The organism is Klebsiella sp. X1-16S-Nf21 (assembly GCF_002837615.1).
Taxonomy (GTDB): Bacteria; Pseudomonadota; Gammaproteobacteria; order Enterobacterales; family Enterobacteriaceae; genus Klebsiella; species Klebsiella variicola.
Map to the genome: position 1 here is coordinate 1 of NZ_PJDK01000052.1, position 16,342 is coordinate 16,342.

The 16,342-nt window shown below is 61.4% G+C and carries 15 protein-coding genes and 1 pseudogene; 7 read left to right on the forward strand and 9 right to left on the reverse strand.

Annotated features, from left to right (window positions below):
* From CW267_RS20770 to pspA, 6 genes and pseudogenes are all read right to left on the reverse strand, one after another.
* Nucleotides 1-446: pseudogene (locus CW267_RS20770) on the reverse strand (TIGR01620 family protein); the annotation flags it as partial.
* The gene (locus tag CW267_RS20775) at nt 443-1,840 is read right to left on the reverse strand and encodes a YcjX family protein (protein WP_008805233.1); all 1,398 of its coding nucleotides are present in this window, start codon (nt 1,838-1,840) and stop codon (nt 443-445) included. The pseudogene CW267_RS20770 and the gene CW267_RS20775, both read right to left, overlap by 4 nt.
* A gap of 102 nt (nt 1,841-1,942) precedes the next feature.
* Complete coding sequence (gene pspD, locus CW267_RS20780) at nt 1,943-2,161, reverse strand: phage shock protein PspD (RefSeq protein ID WP_002901915.1); 219 nt, start codon at nt 2,159-2,161, stop codon at nt 1,943-1,945.
* 28 nt (nt 2,162-2,189) lie between these two features.
* Entirely contained in the window at nt 2,190-2,549 is a 360-nt protein-coding gene (pspC, locus tag CW267_RS20785) for an envelope stress response membrane protein PspC (RefSeq protein WP_004203911.1), read from the reverse strand.
* Complete coding sequence (gene pspB / locus CW267_RS20790; RefSeq protein WP_002901911.1) at nt 2,549-2,773, reverse strand: envelope stress response membrane protein PspB; 225 nt, start codon at nt 2,771-2,773, stop codon at nt 2,549-2,551. The genes pspC and pspB overlap by 1 nt, the downstream gene beginning before the upstream one ends.
* A gap of 55 nt (nt 2,774-2,828) precedes the next feature.
* Nucleotides 2,829-3,497 (reverse strand): phage shock protein PspA, encoded by a 669-nt coding sequence (gene pspA / locus CW267_RS20795; RefSeq protein ID WP_004203910.1) that lies wholly within the window; start codon nt 3,495-3,497, stop codon nt 2,829-2,831.
* A gap of 152 nt (nt 3,498-3,649) precedes the next feature.
* Here pspA and pspF point away from each other — a divergent pair, with 152 nt between their 5' ends.
* On the forward strand, nt 3,650-4,639 hold the full coding sequence (pspF, locus tag CW267_RS20800; protein ID WP_008805234.1) for a phage shock protein operon transcriptional activator: 990 nt from the start codon (nt 3,650-3,652) through the stop codon (nt 4,637-4,639).
* On the opposite strand, the gene CW267_RS20805 is transcribed toward pspF, so the two are convergent.
* Entirely contained in the window at nt 4,630-6,021 is a 1,392-nt protein-coding gene (locus tag CW267_RS20805) for an MFS transporter (RefSeq protein WP_008805235.1), read from the reverse strand. The two genes, pspF and CW267_RS20805, sit on opposite strands and share 10 nt — an antisense overlap.
* Nucleotides 6,022-6,046: 25 nt before the next feature.
* Nucleotides 6,047-7,216, reverse strand: a complete 1,170-nt coding sequence (locus tag CW267_RS20810) for a M20 aminoacylase family protein (RefSeq protein ID WP_023297456.1) — start codon at nt 7,214-7,216, stop codon at nt 6,047-6,049.
* Between the two features lie 171 nt (nt 7,217-7,387).
* Between CW267_RS20810 and CW267_RS20815 the strand changes: the two genes are divergently transcribed.
* Entirely contained in the window at nt 7,388-9,721 is a 2,334-nt protein-coding gene (locus CW267_RS20815; RefSeq protein ID WP_100781367.1) for a helix-turn-helix domain-containing protein, read from the forward strand.
* On the opposite strand, the gene CW267_RS20820 is transcribed toward CW267_RS20815, so the two are convergent.
* The gene (locus CW267_RS20820; RefSeq protein WP_008805238.1) at nt 9,676-10,518 is read right to left on the reverse strand and encodes a helix-turn-helix transcriptional regulator; all 843 of its coding nucleotides are present in this window, start codon (nt 10,516-10,518) and stop codon (nt 9,676-9,678) included. The genes CW267_RS20815 and CW267_RS20820 overlap by 46 nt on opposite strands.
* A gap of 107 nt (nt 10,519-10,625) precedes the next feature.
* On the opposite strand from CW267_RS20820, the gene CW267_RS20825 reads away from it, so the two are divergent.
* From CW267_RS20825 to sapD, 5 genes are all read left to right on the forward strand, one after another.
* On the forward strand, nt 10,626-11,534 hold the full coding sequence (locus tag CW267_RS20825; protein ID WP_165787457.1) for an SDR family oxidoreductase: 909 nt from the start codon (nt 10,626-10,628) through the stop codon (nt 11,532-11,534).
* 333 nt (nt 11,535-11,867) lie between these two features.
* Nucleotides 11,868-13,511 (forward strand): ABC transporter substrate-binding protein SapA, encoded by a 1,644-nt coding sequence (gene sapA / locus CW267_RS20830; protein WP_008805240.1) that lies wholly within the window; start codon nt 11,868-11,870, stop codon nt 13,509-13,511.
* Nucleotides 13,508-14,473, forward strand: a complete 966-nt coding sequence (gene sapB, locus CW267_RS20835; protein WP_012968437.1) for a putrescine export ABC transporter permease SapB — start codon at nt 13,508-13,510, stop codon at nt 14,471-14,473. Before sapA ends, sapB begins: the two co-directional genes overlap by 4 nt.
* A complete protein-coding gene (gene sapC, locus CW267_RS20840; RefSeq protein ID WP_008807805.1) occupies nt 14,460-15,350 on the forward strand; it encodes a putrescine export ABC transporter permease SapC in 891 nt (296 codons plus the stop codon). Before sapB ends, sapC begins: the two co-directional genes overlap by 14 nt.
* Nucleotides 15,350-16,342, forward strand: coding sequence for a putrescine export ABC transporter ATP-binding protein SapD (gene sapD, locus CW267_RS20845; protein ID WP_008807804.1), 993 nt, complete (start codon nt 15,350-15,352; stop codon nt 16,340-16,342). Before sapC ends, sapD begins: the two co-directional genes overlap by 1 nt.

Sequence of the window (16,342 nt, forward strand, 5' to 3'; positions counted from 1 at the left end):
CCGACCGCGTGACTGTGCAGCATATCGCGCGCTTCATCGCGTTCGTGGGCGCGCTGGCGCAGTCGCCACAGACGGCGCCACTCGGTGGCCACCGATCCGACGCCGGCCCCGACGATCAGCGCCCCGGCGACGCAGCCGCCCAGCGCAATCCAGTCCTGGGTCTGCCAGGCGTTAGCCGTCCACTGCACGCCTTGCGCCACGACGCTGACGCCGAAGATCGCCAGTCCGGCGCTGACCATCCGCCGCCACAGGCTGCGTTTGGGTCGCAGGACCGACTCCACCACCGCTTCCGCCGCCCCCTCTTCCTCTTCGCCGGTCACCAGCCGCGCTGGCGCGAAGTTGTCGGCCTCCAGGGTGTCGAAGGCGCGGGCGCTTTTCAGCGGCGGAATTTTTTCCGCTTGCAGCGGACCATCAAAATCAATCCGCGGTTTTAACGGTTCGCTCATCGCAGTTTATCTCCAATCAAAAATTCCAGCGCCGCGTCGAGGCGAATGTGCGGCAAAGGCCGATCGACATCCATGACCTGCGGACGAAAGTTTTCAAACTGAAATCCCTGCTGCTGCCAGAAGGCCTGGCCCGGCAGACGCGCCGGCACCTCGCCGGGATAGATGGTCAACGGCTGGCCGTCGCTCAGCCGATCGCCGCGCAGGGCGGGAATTTTCTCGCCATTCACCTCAATCAGCCCGCTCTGGGTCGCCTGAATGGACGCCAGCCCCAGGCAATCCATACTGATCCCCTCAAAGGCGGCGTTCTGCCACGCGTCCTGAATCAGTTGCTGCAGGAGCGACACCATATTGCTGTGCTGATCGACCGTGACGTGGTCAGCTTTGGTGGCGGCAAACAGCAGCTTGTCGATAACCGGCGAAAACAACCGGCGGAACAAGGTGCGCTGCCCGTAATGGAAACTTTGCATCAGCTGGGTCAATGCCAGACGCATATCGTTAAAAGCCTGCGGCCCGCTGTTGAGCGGCTGCAGACAGTCCACCAGCACAATCTGCCGGTCGAAGCGCAGGAAGTGCTCTTTGTAGAACCCCTTCACCACCCTTTCGCAATAGTATTTGTAGCGTTCGCGCAGCATGCCGGCGTTGCTGTGTTTATCGGCCTGCGCCAGCTTGGCTTCGCCGATGGCGTCGACGTCGGGCCACGGGAAAAACTGCAGCGCCGGCGCACCCGCCATTTCACCGGGCAGGACAAAGCGCCCGGGCTGGATAAAGTGCAGCCCTTCGCGCTTACAGGCGTGCAGATAGTCCGTCCAGGCGGCAGCGATATCTGCCAGACGGGCCTCATCGGCAGGGGCCAGCGGATCCAGCCCGGCGCACAGCTGCCGCCAGCGGGCCGACCACTCCGCACGCTGTCCCTGCAGGAGCCCGGTCATCTGTCGTGACCAGCTCAGATAATCCTGTGCCAGCATCGGCAGGTCGAGCAGCCACTCGCCCGGATAGTCGACGATCTCCAGATACAGCGTGGAGGTATCTTTAAAATGGCGCAGCAGGGAGTCATTCGAACGGTAGCGCAGCGCGAGACGGATCTCGCTCACCCCGCGCGTCGGGGTTGGCCACATGGGGGGCTGGCCGTACAGCTGGGCCAGCCCTTCGTCGTAGGTGAATCGGGGAATGCCAAAGTCCCGCTGCGGCACGCGCTTGACGCCGAGCAGCCGCTCTTCGCGTGCGGCGCTCAGCAGGGGCAGGCGGGCGCCCGTGTGGATATTCAATAGTTGATTGACCAGCGCGGTGATAAACGCCGTTTTACCGCTCCGGCTCAGGCCGGTCACCGCCAGACGTAAATGCCGGTCAACCCCGCGGTTGACCAGCGCATTCAATTCAGTTTTCAGTCGCTTCATCGCCAGTCCGTTATGCCCTGAAGGTATGTCTCGTCATCATAAGCTATCTGCCGGGGATAAGCAGGACAACGTTAATCCTTTTGCGCCTTCCCCACGGCGGCATTATTTCATCCCGCGCGTGACGCGGTTGGCCAGCCGGCTGAGCAGCGGCTCCAGCGCCACCGCCAGCAGCATTTTCAGCGGCCGACGCGCGACCGATTTGACCGCCCAGCCGGCAACGCCCGCCGGGCCGTAACGCAGCGCGGTCAGCAGCGCCAGCTTACCGACGATTTTCAGACCGGGCTTCACCTGCTGCCCGGCGCGTTGCCATTTGCTATTCATGCGTTGCCTCACTCGTTAAAAACAGGATTTACAGCTGGCGAAAGCGGCTGCGCAGCGTAAAGGTGTCGGAGGTCACATACCGCTCCATTTCACGCAGGCGCTGTTCACCGGAGGCCAGTTCGGCATCCACGGCGGCCAGCAGATCGCCATTGCTCGGCGCCTTGTGACCGTACAGTTCACTGTCCGGCATCGGATCCAGAGCAAAAGTCAAAATGATGTAGGCCACCAGGACAAAGAAAAAGAGGCCGAATATCATCGCCAGCACGGTAATCAGACGCACCAGCTTCACCGGGACATCAAGATGCTGAGCAATGCCCGCGCAAACGCCCTTCACCATCCCGCGCTGCGGGATACGCCACAGTTTTTTATTCAGATCCAGTCCGGCCATTATTTGTCTCTCCAGTTCGGATGTTCAGCATCCAGGATCGCTTCCAGCGCCTGAATACGTTCGCGCATCCGCTTCGCGTCATCGGTCAACTGCAGCAGCCGTTGCTGCTCATTTTGCGTCAGACTGCCGTTGGCGCCGCGATTGTTGTAGTGCAGCCACAGCCAGACCGGCAGAACAAACAGCACAAACAGCGTCAGCGGAATGGCGAGAAAAAGCATGCTCATGTGTACTCCTTACAGGGGGTGAGCCGCGGCGCAACGCCGCGCCGCGCAATCATACTTACTGGTTGGACTGATTCATTTTGGCTTTCAACGCCGCCAGCTGCTCGCTGATTTCATCGTCCGCTTTCAGTTCGGCAAACTGCTGATCCAGCGTCTGCTGCTTGCCAAAGCGGTGGCTCTCCGCTTCCGCTTCCATCTGATCGATGCGACGCTCAAAGGATTCAAAGCGGGCCATCGCCTCATCCAGTTTACCGCTGTCCAGCTGGCGACGCACATCGCGGGACGAACTCGCCGCCTGATGGCGCAGCGCCAGCGCCTGCTGACGAGCGCGGGTTTCGCTGAGTTTGTTCTCCAGCTCGCCAATCTCTTTTTTCATGCGCGCCAGCGTTTCATCCACCAGCTGCACTTCATGATCAAGTTGAGCGATAAGGTCGGTCAGCTTCTGCTTTTCGATCAGCGCCGCCCGGGCCAGATCCTCTTTCTCTTTACGCAGCGCCAGCTCGGCTTTTTCCTGCCATTCCGCCTGCTGGGCGACCGCCTGCTCAATACGACGGGTCAGCTGTTTCTTTTCCGCCAGCGCGCGGGCCGACGTGGAACGCACTTCCACCAGCGTGTCTTCCATCTCCTGGATCATCAGACGCACCAGCTTTTGCGGGTCCTCCGCTTTCTCCAGCAGGGAGTTGATGTTGGCGTTCACGATGTCGGCAAAACGAGAAAAAATACCCATAATTTCAATCCTCATAGTTCTGGTTTCAGGCATTCACCTGTGGCTTAGCTAATACAAATGACGTGCCAACTTTTTATCTTATTGATTTTAAACAGAGTGGTTGCGAATTGTGCAGGGCATTGCTACAGTCACCTGGTTAATCACACTACTTAATGGCGAAATTCATCATGGCGCAGTACAAGGATAATCTGCTGGGCGAGGCCAACAGCTTTCTCGAGGTGCTGGAACAGGTTTCCCGGCTGGCTCCGCTGGATAAGCCGGTGCTGGTCATCGGCGAGCGCGGCACCGGGAAAGAGCTTATCGCTAACCGTCTCCACTACCTCTCCAGCCGCTGGCAGGGGCCGTTTATCTCGCTGAACTGCGCGGCGCTGAACGACAATTTGCTCGATTCGGAACTATTCGGCCACGAAGCCGGGGCCTTCACCGGGGCCAGCAAGCGCCATCCCGGGCGCTTCGAGCGCGCCGACGGCGGGACGTTATTTCTTGATGAGCTGGCGACGGCGCCGATGCTGGTGCAGGAGAAGCTGTTAAGAGTGATTGAATATGGCGAGCTGGAGCGCGTGGGCGGCAGCCAGCCGCTGCAGGTCAACGTCCGGCTGGTGTGCGCCACCAACGCTGACCTGCCGCGGATGGTGGAGGAAGGCCATTTTCGCGCCGACCTGCTCGACCGTCTGGCCTTCGACGTGGTGCAGCTTCCGCCGCTACGCGAACGGCAGAGCGACATCATGCTGCTCGCCAACCAGTTTGCCATTCAGATGTGCCGCGAGCTCGGTTTGCCGCTGTTTCCCGGCTTCAGCGAACGTGCCACCGCAACGCTGCTCGGCTACCGCTGGCCGGGGAATATTCGTGAACTGAAGAACGTCGTTGAGCGCTCGGTCTATCGCCACGGCGACAGCGAGCACGAGCTGGACGCCATTATCCTTAACCCTTTCCGTCAGACCGCGGCCTCCGTGCCGGAGGCCGCGTCCGGGGACGAGCTGCCCGCTCTGCCGCTGGATCTGCGCGATTTTCAGCTCCAGCAGGAAAAACGCCTGCTGCAGCGGAGTCTGCAGCAGGCGAAGTATCATCAGAAGCAGGCGGCGGAGCTGCTGGGGTTAACCTATCACCAGCTCCGCGCGCTACTAAAAAAACATCAGCTGTGAGAGGCGCGCGGCAGCAGCAGCGCGCTCACCGCCATCGCCCCCAGGCATAAGACGGCGTTGAACCACAGGGCATACTGGGCGGCATGGGCCATGCCCAGCGGCAAAAACAGCGCGAAAAGTGACGCGGTCACGGCAATACCCATCGCCCCGCCCAGCGAGCTGCCCATCTTGTAGATCCCCGAGGCGACGCCAATTTTGTTCTCCGGCGCGTTGGCCACCGCCGTATCCGTTGACGGTGTGGCGTAGCAGCCCAGCCCGAGGCCAAACAGCACGTTGCTGGCGAACACCACCCCGATATACAGCGCCTTATCGAGAAAAGTGCAGGATATCAGGCCGATGGCAATGGCGGTCAGCACCGGCCCGGCCATCATCGGCAGCCGGGCGCCATAGCGCTGCAGCAGCTTCTCGCCCACCCGGATCATCGCCAGGACGGTCACCAGATAGCCGAGGGTCATCATCCCGCTCTCCAGCGGCGTCAGGTGGTGCCCCTGCTGCAGCCAGATGCTGGCGATCATCATGGTGCCAATCGCCCCATTGAGCAGAAAGTTCGACAGCACTGCCGCGCCGTAGGCCCGGTTACGAAACAGCGCAAAATCAATCAGCGCCGCCTCGCCTTTGCGCATGCCGTTGCGGATAAATACCGCCCCCGCCGCCAGCGCCCCGACCAGCATGGTCAACGACAGCGGACTGCTCCATCCCCAGCCATGACCCTTGCTGATAAACAAATTCACCAGCACCAGCGCGGCAATCAGGCTCAGCAGACCGCCGACGTCCAGCTTATGCTGGCTGGCGCTGGCGCTGCGGCTCTCCGGCGTGCCGCGCAGCAAAAACAGCGCCAGCAGAGCGACGGCAATGGAGAAGACGAAGATCCAGCGCCAGCCGAGCCCGGTGGCAATGGCTCCGCCAACGAAGGAACAGAGACCGCTGCCGCCCCACGAGCCGATGACCCAGAAGCTGACCGCCCGCTGCCGCGCACGCCCCTCATACCAGGTCTTAATCAGCGCCAGCGTCGCCGGCATAATGCACGCCGCCGACAGCCCCTGTAGCACCCGGCCGGCCAGGAACAACCCCGGTCCCTGAGCGACCACCAGCATGGCGCTGCCGACGATGCTCAGCCCCAGTCCGAGGGTGGTCATCCGCATCCGGCCAAACTTGTCCGCCAGGCCGCCGCTGGCGACCACGAAACAGCCGCTGAACAGCGCGCTGAGACTGACGGCCAGGGTTAAGGTTTCAAGGGAGATATCAAGACTGCTTTTCATCGCCGGCACCACGTTAATCACCGACTGGGCAAACAGCCAGAAGGTTAAAACGCTTAGCACAATCCCCACCAGCAGGCGATCGCTGCCGACAAAGGGGGTGTCGCTCACGGTGACAGTGCTCATCGCATGGCCCTCCTGTTTCCGGTGATTAACGCAAATAGTGTTCCGCCAGACCGCACCACAGCGCCGCCCCGGTCAGCAGCAGCGCGTCGTTGAAGTCATAGCCCGGGTTATGGACCATGCAGCGATCCGGCTCATCGCCAGCGCCGATGGTGAAATAGCTGCCATGCGGGTGCTGTTCCAGCATGAAGGCAAAATCTTCACTGCCCATAAACGGCTTCACCTCGCCCACCTGCTCTGCGCCAAACAGCGATGTCGCCACCTCCCGCACCATCGCGTTGGCCGCCGGATCGTTACGCAATACCGGGCTGCCGTTGACGTGCGTCAGCGTGGCCGTGGCGTTGAAGCTCTCCGCCTGAGCCACGGCGATATCATGGATCCGCTGCAGCACGGTCTCGCGCACCTGCTCATTGAGGGTGCGCACCGTGAGCTTCATCAGCACGTGATCGTTAATGATATTGGGCGCGTGTCCGGCCTGGATGCTGCCGACGGTGACCACCGCCGGTTCGAACGGGGTGATATTCCGCGAGACGATCGACTGCAGCGCGAGGGTGATATGGCAGGCGACCAGCGTGGCATCCACGGTATGCTCCGGTACCGCGCCGTGGCCGCCAACGCCTTTCACCTCAATATGCAGCGTATCGGAGGAGGCCATCATCGCCCCGTCGCGCAGGCCGATCTTGCCCAGCGGCTGACCCGGCATATTGTGCAAGCCGAAGATGGCATCGCAGGGGAACTGGTCAAACAGACCGTCCTCGACCATCACTCGCCCGCCGTACAACAGCTCTTCCGCGGGCTGGAAAATCAGCTGCAGCGTCCCGGTAAACTGGCGGGTGCGCGCCAGATATTCAGCCGCGTAGAGCAGCGTGGTGGTGTGCCCGTCATGGCCGCAGCCGTGGAAACGCCCGTCAACCTGGCTTGCCCACGGCTTCCCGCTCCGCTCCTGCATCGGCAGGGCATCCATATCCGCCCGCAGGCCGAGGCGTTTTTTTCCGTGGCCGACGCGCAGCGTGCCCACCACTCCGGTGCCCGCCAGGCCGCGGTGAACCTCGTATCCCCACTCGCCAAGCAGTCGAGCGACCTCATTGCTGGTTTGATGTTCTTCAAAGCCGATCTCCGGCTGCTGGTGGAACTGGCGACGCAGGGCAATAAATTGCGCCTCGTTGACCTGCAAGGCTTCAAGCAACGGATGTGTCATTTTTATTATTCCTGTGTTGTGTTTGCACGACACTTTCGAGTTTATGCGGGTGAAACAGCTTTCAGGTGCGCTTTTTTGTTTTATATTGACGAGAAATCAATGACTGTTTTTCATACATATCAGTTATGACAAAAAATGACGGGTTGTTTTTTGTCTGCGGAGGAGTGTCACGTGGAGCAGCATTCAGGCGACTCTAGCGTCACCGTGCGCGATGTACGTCAGTTGAACCAGACAGAAGGCGATCTGCTGACGCTGCTATGGGTGCTGGAGGGGAGCGTAAATCTGACGGAGGCGGAAGGTGTGCCGCAGCCGCTCGCCGCCGACGAGCTGGCGATCGTTAACCGCAACCGTCGCTGGAGTCTGCGCAGCGCCGGTACCAACGCGGTGATGATCCTGACCCTTTCCGCCAGCTGGCTGACCCGCCTTGACAGCGCTTTTTTTGCTGTCGACTATCAGATAACGCCGCGCACCCGGGATGCGGAGGACGGCCTGCGCCGCCTGATGCGCCAGCTGCTGGTGAGCGGCCTGGTCAAGCATCCCGGCCATTACCGACTGGAGGCCAACCGCTGGCTGAGTGAGATAGTGCTCCTGCTGGCCACGCGCTTCAGCCAGCCCATCGCCTCCACGCCGCGCCGCGGAGCGGAGAACTGGAGCCGGCGAATAGCCAGCGTGGTGGCGCGGATCGACGCCAACTATCAGCGCCGCCTCTCGTTGCAGGAGGTGGCGGCAGCGGAATTTGTCTCCGAGGCCTGGCTGTCACGCTTATTTCACAAAGAAGTCGGGGTGAGTTTTGTTCAGTACCTCACCGCGCTGCGCCTGCGCCACGCCGCCGATCAGTTGTTGACCACCCGCAAACCCGCCCAGCAAATCGCCCGCGAACAGGGGTTCGCCAGTACCCGTATGATGAGCGATCTGTTTAAGCGCCAGCACGGCGTGACGCCGCGCCAGTATCGTGAACAGCATCCCCGGGAGCTTGCCCGACCGCGTCCGCCGCAGGCCGACCGCTGGCAGCTGGTCGCTGTCGACCGGCTCTATGCTCGCCTCAATGAACCGGAACCACGCGACCGGGAAAGTCCCCCGCTGCCGATCAATCCGCCGCAGACCCGGGAGATCAACCTGCACGATCGCCCGGCGCGCGCCGCTGTGCTGCGCCATACCCGGATGGTGGTGACCGTGCGCGAGCTGGACGACCTGCTACGGGAGGATGTGCGCCGGGAACTGGAGCAGCTGCACCGCGCCCTGCCGGTGTATGCCATCGATATCAACGATCCCTTTCTCAGCAGCCGGCTGTTCGGCACCGGCTGGGACGATCCGCAGATGGCCGGCTACGCCTGCTGGTATAACCTGCAGCAGATTTTTAGCTGGCTGGCGGCGATGGGCTGGAACGTGATCCTCCACACCGGCGTCACCACCCGCAGCGACCTGCTGCAGCGGTTTCTGCTGCTCGCCGCCAACCATTTTCCGCCGGCCACGCTCAACAGCTGGCGCTTTGTCTGGCACTGGTCGCCGCAGGCCAGCGAAGCGACCCGCCAGGCGGCCTGGCGCCAGCAGCGCGAGGTTCTTCACCGCCTGCTGCCGCAGCCGCAGCTGGGGATCTGGCACCGCTTTGCTCCCAGCGATCCCGGTAACGATCCGTTGTTTCACTCACCGCTGCTGGCGGAGGCGGATTTTCTCGCCTGCCAGGCAGATGCCAACGAACAACTGGATCTGGCGCAGGCAGACAGCAGCCGCCTGGCCTCCAGCGAACATTATCCGCTGCACAAGCTGCGGCAGATCCACAGCGCCCTGCGCCAGCGACAGCTTAACCTGCCGCTGTGGCTGCTCTCCTGGAATACCCTGACCGGCGATACGCGGGATACCAACGGCCGCTTTTTTCGCGGCGCGCTGTTGATGGATAATCTGCTGGGGGTGGCGGACCAGGTCTGGCTGGCGGGCTTCTGGTTAAATTCAGGCCTCCAGGGCGAAGCCCGCGCTAACGGGAAGCTCGATACCTCCAGCCTGGCGCTGCACTATCTGCACGGGCTGCCTCGCCCGGTTTACTGGGTACTGTGGCTCTGGCGGCGGCTGCGCGGCGAGATCCTGTTTCAGGATAAAAACCTGCTGTTGCTTCACCACCAGGGGCACTACCAGCTGCTGCTGCGCAATACGGTGGTCTACAATCCCTGGCTCTCCAGCGAAGCGGCCTTTATCCAGCGTTTCAGCCAGCCCTACAGCGTGCGGCTGCAGGGCCTGGAGGGCGGCTGGCGCGTCAAACAGCACCTGTTCGATCAGCATCATGGCGCGTTATTCCCGCTGGTCGACGCCTTTCGCAGCCGCAGCGGCCCCGACGCTGAGGATTACCAGTGGTTGATGCATCGGGCTCGTCCGGCGCTCAGTGTGGAAGATGCCCGGCTTGACGGACACTGGCTGCGGGTCGACTCGCTGGAAAGCAACGCTTTGGCGCTGTACGAATTTACGCCTCAGCGCGCTCCCGGCGAGGATCCCGCCCCCGCAAGCAATCCGTGAATTTTGCGCTGGCTCTCCGTCGTCGCCGGGTTGAAAACCAGCAGCGACAGATCGGGGCGGCCTTCCACGGCAAAAGAGGTGAACTCCAGATCGAGCGGGCCCATCTGCGGATGGTGAATGCGCTTATAGCCTTCTCCGTGGCCGGCGACGTCATGGCTTTGCCAGAAACGGGCGAACTCAACGCTCTGCTGCGTGAGTTCAGCGATCAACTGGTCAGTTTCCGTCGTCGCCCCCATCCGGGTGACGTCGGCGCGAAAAGCGTTGACGATAAGCTGCCCCACCGTCTGCCAGTCCTCCAGCGTGCAGCGGGCTTCAGGTCGGGTAAACAGGCGACGCAGTACGTTGCGCTCCGCCAGCGGTAGCTGGCTGTAGTCGGTCAGCACCCTGGCCGCCGCCGCGTTCCAGGCGATGACGTCCCAGCTGGCGGTGCGGATAATCGCCGGAATGGTAAAAGCGTCAAGCACCCGTTGCAGCCGCGGCGTCATATCATCTGTCACCGTCAGACGCGTCTGCGGCGGATGGCCAAAGGCGAGAATAAACAGATGCTCGCGCTCCGGAGTGGTCAGCCGCAGACCGCAGGCGATCCGCTCCAGCACCTCGCGGGAGGGCGCCCCGCCGCGCCCCTGTTCAAGCCAGGTATACCAGGTCGGGCTGATACTGGCGAGCTGCGCGACCTCTTCGCGGCGCAGCCCCGGCGTGCGCCGGCGTCCCGCCGGGAAGCCAAACGTCGCCGGATCGAGGCGCTGGCGCCGGGCGCGGAGAAAATCGCCTAAAGCATGGTTGTCAGAAGTGTTCATCATCTGCCTGTGGGTTCTGCCTGTTAGAATTTATACCCCGATAATGTCTCTACTTTTATAGTATGACATCGCAGGTAGGATACGCCTGAAACCCGTTCAGGAGATCCATGATGCGTATATTTCTTACCGGCGCGAGCGGATTTATCGGCTCACGTATTCTTCCGGCCCTGCAGGCGTCGGGCCATCAGGTTATCGGCCTCGCGCGCAGCGACACCGCAGCGCAGACCCTGAAAGCGGCAGGCGTCGAGGTGCACCGCGGCACGCTGGACGCCCCGGACTCGCTACTGGCTGGCGTCGAGGGCGCTGACGCGGTGATCCATACCGCCTTCGACCACGACTTCAGCCGCTTTGCCGCCAACTGCGAGAAAGACCGCCAGGCGATCCTGACCATGGGTCGGGCGTTGCAAGGCAGCGCGCGGCCGCTGGTCATCACCTCCGGCACATTGATGGGCGACGACGGGAGCGGCGTCCCGGCCCGGGAGTCGTTCTTCAACTCAGGGCACCCCAGCCCGCGCACCGCCTCTGAGCTCGCCGGTCAGCAACTGCTGGAGGCGGGAGTGGATGTTCGGGTGGTTCGCCTGCCGCAGGTACATGACACCGTGCGCCAGGGGCTACTGACCAGCTATATCGAACGCGCGGTCGCCAACGGGGCGGTGGCCCTGCGCGGCGAGGGAAGCAACCGCTGGTCCGCCGCCCATGTCAATGACGTCGCGCGACTGTACGTTAGCGCCCTGCTGCAGGGCGCGGCCGGCGAGCGCTACCATGCGGTGGACGAAGAGGGGATCGCGTTACGCGATATTGCTGCGGTAATTGCTCAGGGATTAAACCTGCCGCTGACCCACCTGGATGAGTCGCAGGTCGACGCCTGGTTCGGCTGGTTTGCGCCGTTTACCGCCCTTGACCTGCGCGCCAGCTCAGCATGGACCCGTGAGCGATTGCAGTGGCAGCCGGTTGGCCCCGGGCTGCTGGAGGACCTGCGGAATATGGATTACCAAAAAGTGACGTTGTCACGATAAACGAGCGAAACCCTCTGTTTAATTTTCTGACGGGCTCGCCCTCTGCCCGTCAGTCCCTCTGCTTTCTCCCCGCTATACTGAATATATCTCCCCGGCGTCAGCGTCTGTTTCATCGTCTGGCAAACCGCGGCCAAACAGACCTGACTGGCGATATCGGCGATAAAAAGTTACCATGTTTCAATATACAGACTCGGTTCCGCTACTATTTTAATCAATTGACTGAATACTATACGCTCCCGGTAACCGCATTATCCCTCAGGCTTGTTGAAGGCGGTGGTGAATGTCTATAAATCTTAATAAGATAGAGTTCAACTCTATAATCAAACAGAAAATATGCGCCTGAAATTGTCATCTCTCCTGGCAGCCGTTTCCCTGCTGTGTGGGCAGGCCTTTGCCGCCCCTGTGCTCCCTGACCGCGCCGATATCCGCGACAGCGGTTTCGTCTATTGCGTCAGCGGCCAGGTGAATACCTTTAATCCGCAGAAAGTCAGCAGCGGCCTGATTGTCGATACGCTGGCCGCTCAGATCTACGATCGTCTGCTTGACGTCGATCCCTATACCTACCGGCTGGTCCCCGAGCTGGCGGAGAGCTGGGAAGTCCTTGATAACGGCGCCACCTACCGCTTCCACCTGCGCCGCCATGTCCCGTTTCAACGCACGGCATGGTTTACCCCAACGCGGGACTTCAACGCGGATGATGTGATTTTTACCTTTGGCCGTATTTTTAACCGCGACCATCCGTGGCACAACGTCAACGGCAGCAGCTTCCCTTACTTCGACAGTCTGCAGTTTGCTGACAGCGTGGAGAGTGTGCGTAAGCTGGATAATCAGACCGTGGAGTTTCGCCTCAAGCGGCCGGACGCCTCGTTCCTCTGGCATCTGGCCACTCACTATGCGTCAATTACCTCTGCCGAATATGCCGCCCGCTTAACGCAAGACGACCGCCAGGAGCAGCTGGATCGCCAGCCGGTCGGTACCGGTCCGTTCCAGTTGTCCGAGTACCGCTCCGGGCAATATATCCGTCTGCAGCGTCACCCCGACTACTGGCGCGGCAAACCGTTGATGCCGCAGGTGGTGGTGGACCTCGGCTCCGGTGGTACCGGCCGACTGTCGAAACTGCTCACCGGGGAATGCGACGTGCTGGCCTGGCCCGCCGCCAGCCAGCTGACGATCCTGCGCGACGATCCGCGCCTGCGCCTGACGCTGCGCCCGGGAATGAACATTGCCTGGCTGGCCTTCAACACCGCCAAGCCGCCGCTGGACAACCCTGAGGTGCGGCATGCGCTAGCGCTGGCTATTAACAACCAGCGCCTGATGCAGTCCATCTACTACGGCACCGCAGAGACGGCGGCATCCATGCTACCGCGCGCCTCGTGGGCCTACGATAACGACGCTAAAATTACTGAGTACAATCCCCAGGAAGCCCGCGCCCGCCTGAAGGCCCTGGGGCTGGAAAATCTGACCCTCAAGCTGTGGGTGCCCACCAGCTCTCAGGCATGGAACCCCAGCCCGCTGAAAACGGCGGAGCTGATCCAGGCGGATATGGCGCAGATTGGCGTCAAGGTGATCATCATGCCGGTGGAGGGGCGCTTCCAGGAGGCGCGGCTGATGGACATGAACCATGACCTGACGCTCTCCGGCTGGGCGACGGACAGTAACGATCCGGACAGTTTTTTCCGGCCGCTGCTGAGCTGCGCGGCGATCGCCTCACAAACCAACTTTGCCCACTGGTGTAACCGGGAATTTGATGACGTGCTGCAAAAAGCGCTGCTTTCGCAACAGCTCTCCTCGCGGATGGACGCTTACAAAGAGGCACAGCGGATCCTCGCCCGCGAACTGCCGGTCCTGCCGCTGGCCTCCTCGCTGCGTTTGCAGGCCTATCGCTATGATATGAAAGGCCTCGTGCTGAGCCCCTTCGGTAACGCTTCGTTCGCTGGCGTATCGCGGGAGAAAACCGAAGAGGTGAAAAAACCATGATTATTTTTACCCTGCGTCGTCTGCTGTTGCTGCTGGTCACCCTCTTTTTTCTGACCTTTATCGGCTTCAGCCTGAGTTATTTTACCCCTCATGCGCCGCTACAGGGCGCCTCCCTGTGGAATGCGTGGCTGTTCTGGTTTCAAGGGGTGCTGCACTGGGATTTTGGCGTCTCCAGCATTAACGGCCAGTTGATTTCTGAGCAGCTGCGCGAGGTGTTCCCGGCGACCATGGAGCTGTGCATCCTCGCCTTCGGCTTTGCCCTGCTGATTGGCATTCCGGTGGGCATGATCGCCGGCGTAATGCGCAACAAATGGCCTGATACCCTGATCAGCGCCGTCGCGCTGGTTGGTTTCTCGATCCCGGTGTTCTGGCTGGCGCTGCTCCTGACCCTCTTCTTCTCGCTGACTCTTGGCTGGTTTCCGGTCTCTGGCCGCTTCGATCTGCTGTATGAGGTGAAAACCGTCACCGGTTTTGCGCTGATTGACGCATGGATCTCGGACTCGCCATGGCGCCATGAGATGATCGTCAGCGCCGCACGGCATATGATGCTGCCGGTGCTGACCCTGGCGGTGGCGCCCACCACCGAGGTGATCCGCCTGATGCGCATCAGCACCAGCGAGGTGTATGACACCAACTATGTCAAAGCGGCTGCCACCCGCGGCGTGTCGCGACGCAAAATTTTACTGCGCCATGTACTGCACAACGCCCTGCCGCCGGTGATCCCGCGCCTCGGCCTGCAGTTTTCCACCATGCTCACCCTGGCGATGATCACCGAGATGGTGTTCAGCTGGCCCGGACTGGGACGCTGGCTGATCAACGCGATCCGCCAGCAGGACTATGCGGCGATTTCCGCCGGCGTCATGGTGATTGGCGCACTGGTCATTATCGTCAACGTGATTTCCGATATCCTCGGTGCCATGGCTAACCCGCTGAAACATAAGGAATGGTATGCCCTACGATAGCGTTTATCTGGAAAAGCGTCCGCCCGGCGCGCTGCGCACCGTATGGCGTAAATTCTATGGTGACACCACGGCGATGATCGGCCTGTACGGCTGCGCGGGCCTGCTCCTGCTCTGCGTCTTCGGCGGCTGGTTCGCCCCCTATGGCATAGATCAGCAGTTCCTTGGCTATCAGTTGCTGCCGCCGTCGTGGTCGCGCTATGGCGAAGTCTCCTTCTTCCTGGGGACCGATGACCTGGGCCGCGATGTGCTGAGCCGGCTGCTGAGCGGCGCGGCGCCAACCGTCGGTGGCGCTTTTGTCGTCACCCTCGGCGCGACGCTGTTTGGCCTGGTGCTGGGCGTGATTGCCGGGTCGACTCACGGCCTGCGCTCGGCAGTGATGAACCATATTCTCGATACCCTGCTCTCTATTCCCTCGCTGCTGCTGGCGATTATCGTCGTCGCCTTTGCCGGGCCGCACCTCAGCCATGCGATGTTCGCCGTCTGGCTGGCGCTGCTCCCGCGCATGGTACGTTCCGTCTACAGCCTGGTCCACGATGAGCTGGAGAAAGAGTACATCATCGCCGCCCGCCTCGACGGAGCCTCGACGCTGAACATTCTGCTGTTCGCCATTCTGCCCAATATTGCCTCTGGCCTGGTGACCGAGATCACCCGCGCCCTGTCGATGGCTATTCTGGATATTGCCGCGCTGGGCTTTCTTGATCTCGGCGCCCAGCTGCCTTCGCCGGAATGGGGAGCCATGCTGGGCGATGCGCTGGAGCTTATCTATGTCGCACCGTGGACTGTGATGCTGCCCGGGGCCGCGATTATGCTCAGCGTACTGCTGGTCAACCTGCTGGGCGACGGTATTCGCCGGGCGATCATTGCCGGGGTACAATAATGCCGTTACTCGATATTCGTCACTTAACTATCGAATTTAGAACCAACGAAGGTTGGGTGAAAGCCGTCGATCGCGTCAGTCTGACCCTGACTGAAGGCGAGATCCGCGGCCTGGTGGGCGAATCCGGCTCCGGGAAAAGCCTTATTGCCAAAGCTATCTGCGGGGTGACCAAAGACAACTGGCGAGTCACCGCCGACCGCATGCGCTTCGATGACATCGACCTGCTGCGACTGTCGAACCGCGAGCGGCGGAAACTGATCGGCCATAACGTGTCGATGATTTTTCAGGAGCCGCAGTCCTGTCTTGATCCCTCTGAGCGCATCGGCCAGCAGCTGATTCAGAGTATCCCCGGCTGGACCTACAAGGGGCGCTGGTGGCAACGGCTGGGCTGGCGTAAGCGCCGGGCCATCGAGCTGTTGCACCGCGTCGGCATTAAAGATCACAAAGATGCCATGCGCAGTTTCCCCTATCAGTTGACCGAGGGCGAGTGCCAGAAGGTGATGATTGCCATCGCCCTGGCCAACCAGCCGCGCCTACTGATCGCCGATGAACCGACCAACGCCATGGAGCCAACGACTCAGGCGCAGATTATCCGCCTGCTGACGCGGCTCAATCAGAACAATAACACCACCATTTTGCTGATCAGCCACGATCTGCAGATGCTCAGCAAATGGGCGGATAAAATCAACGTCATGTACTGCGGGCAGACGGTGGAGAGCGGGCCCAGCGAAGAGCTGGTCACCCTGCCGCATCACCCCTATACCCAGGCGTTAATCCGCGCGATCCCGGATTTTGGCAGCGCCATGCCGCATAAAAGCCGCCTCAACACCCTGCCAGGGGCGATCCCTCTGCTGGAGCAGCTGCCCATCGGCTGCCGTCTGGGGCCGCGCTGCCCTTACGCCCAGCGCGAGTGTATCGAAACGCCGCGTCTTACCGGGGCGCGCAACCATCTGTACGCCTGTCATTTCCCGCTGAACATGGAGAAAGAGTGA

Bases quoted from the DNA above. Each gene is read 5' to 3' on its own strand.
- CW267_RS20775 (WP_008805233.1), bottom strand. From the start codon at position 1,840: ATGAAGCGACTGAAAACTGAATTGAATGCGCTGGTCAACCGCGGGGTT.
- CW267_RS20825 (WP_165787457.1), top strand. From the start codon at position 10,626: ATGATGCGTATATTTCTTACCGGCGCGAGCGGATTTATCGGCTCACGT.
- CW267_RS20810 (WP_023297456.1), bottom strand. From the start codon at position 7,216: ATGACACATCCGTTGCTTGAAGCCTTGCAGGTCAACGAGGCGCAATTT.
- sapB (WP_012968437.1), top strand. From the start codon at position 13,508: ATGATTATTTTTACCCTGCGTCGTCTGCTGTTGCTGCTGGTCACCCTC.
- CW267_RS20805 (WP_008805235.1), bottom strand. From the start codon at position 6,021: ATGAGCACTGTCACCGTGAGCGACACCCCCTTTGTCGGCAGCGATCGC.
- sapA (WP_008805240.1), top strand. From the start codon at position 11,868: ATGCGCCTGAAATTGTCATCTCTCCTGGCAGCCGTTTCCCTGCTGTGT.
- pspA (WP_004203910.1), bottom strand. From the start codon at position 3,497: ATGGGTATTTTTTCTCGTTTTGCCGACATCGTGAACGCCAACATCAAC.
- sapD (WP_008807804.1), top strand. From the start codon at position 15,350: ATGCCGTTACTCGATATTCGTCACTTAACTATCGAATTTAGAACCAAC.
- pspB (WP_002901911.1), bottom strand. From the start codon at position 2,773: ATGAGCATGCTTTTTCTCGCCATTCCGCTGACGCTGTTTGTGCTGTTT.
- pspC (WP_004203911.1), bottom strand. From the start codon at position 2,549: ATGGCCGGACTGGATCTGAATAAAAAACTGTGGCGTATCCCGCAGCGC.
- CW267_RS20820 (WP_008805238.1), bottom strand. From the start codon at position 10,518: ATGAACACTTCTGACAACCATGCTTTAGGCGATTTTCTCCGCGCCCGG.
- pspF (WP_008805234.1), top strand. From the start codon at position 3,650: ATGGCGAAATTCATCATGGCGCAGTACAAGGATAATCTGCTGGGCGAG.
- pspD (WP_002901915.1), bottom strand. From the start codon at position 2,161: ATGAATAGCAAATGGCAACGCGCCGGGCAGCAGGTGAAGCCCGGTCTG.
- sapC (WP_008807805.1), top strand. From the start codon at position 14,460: ATGCCCTACGATAGCGTTTATCTGGAAAAGCGTCCGCCCGGCGCGCTG.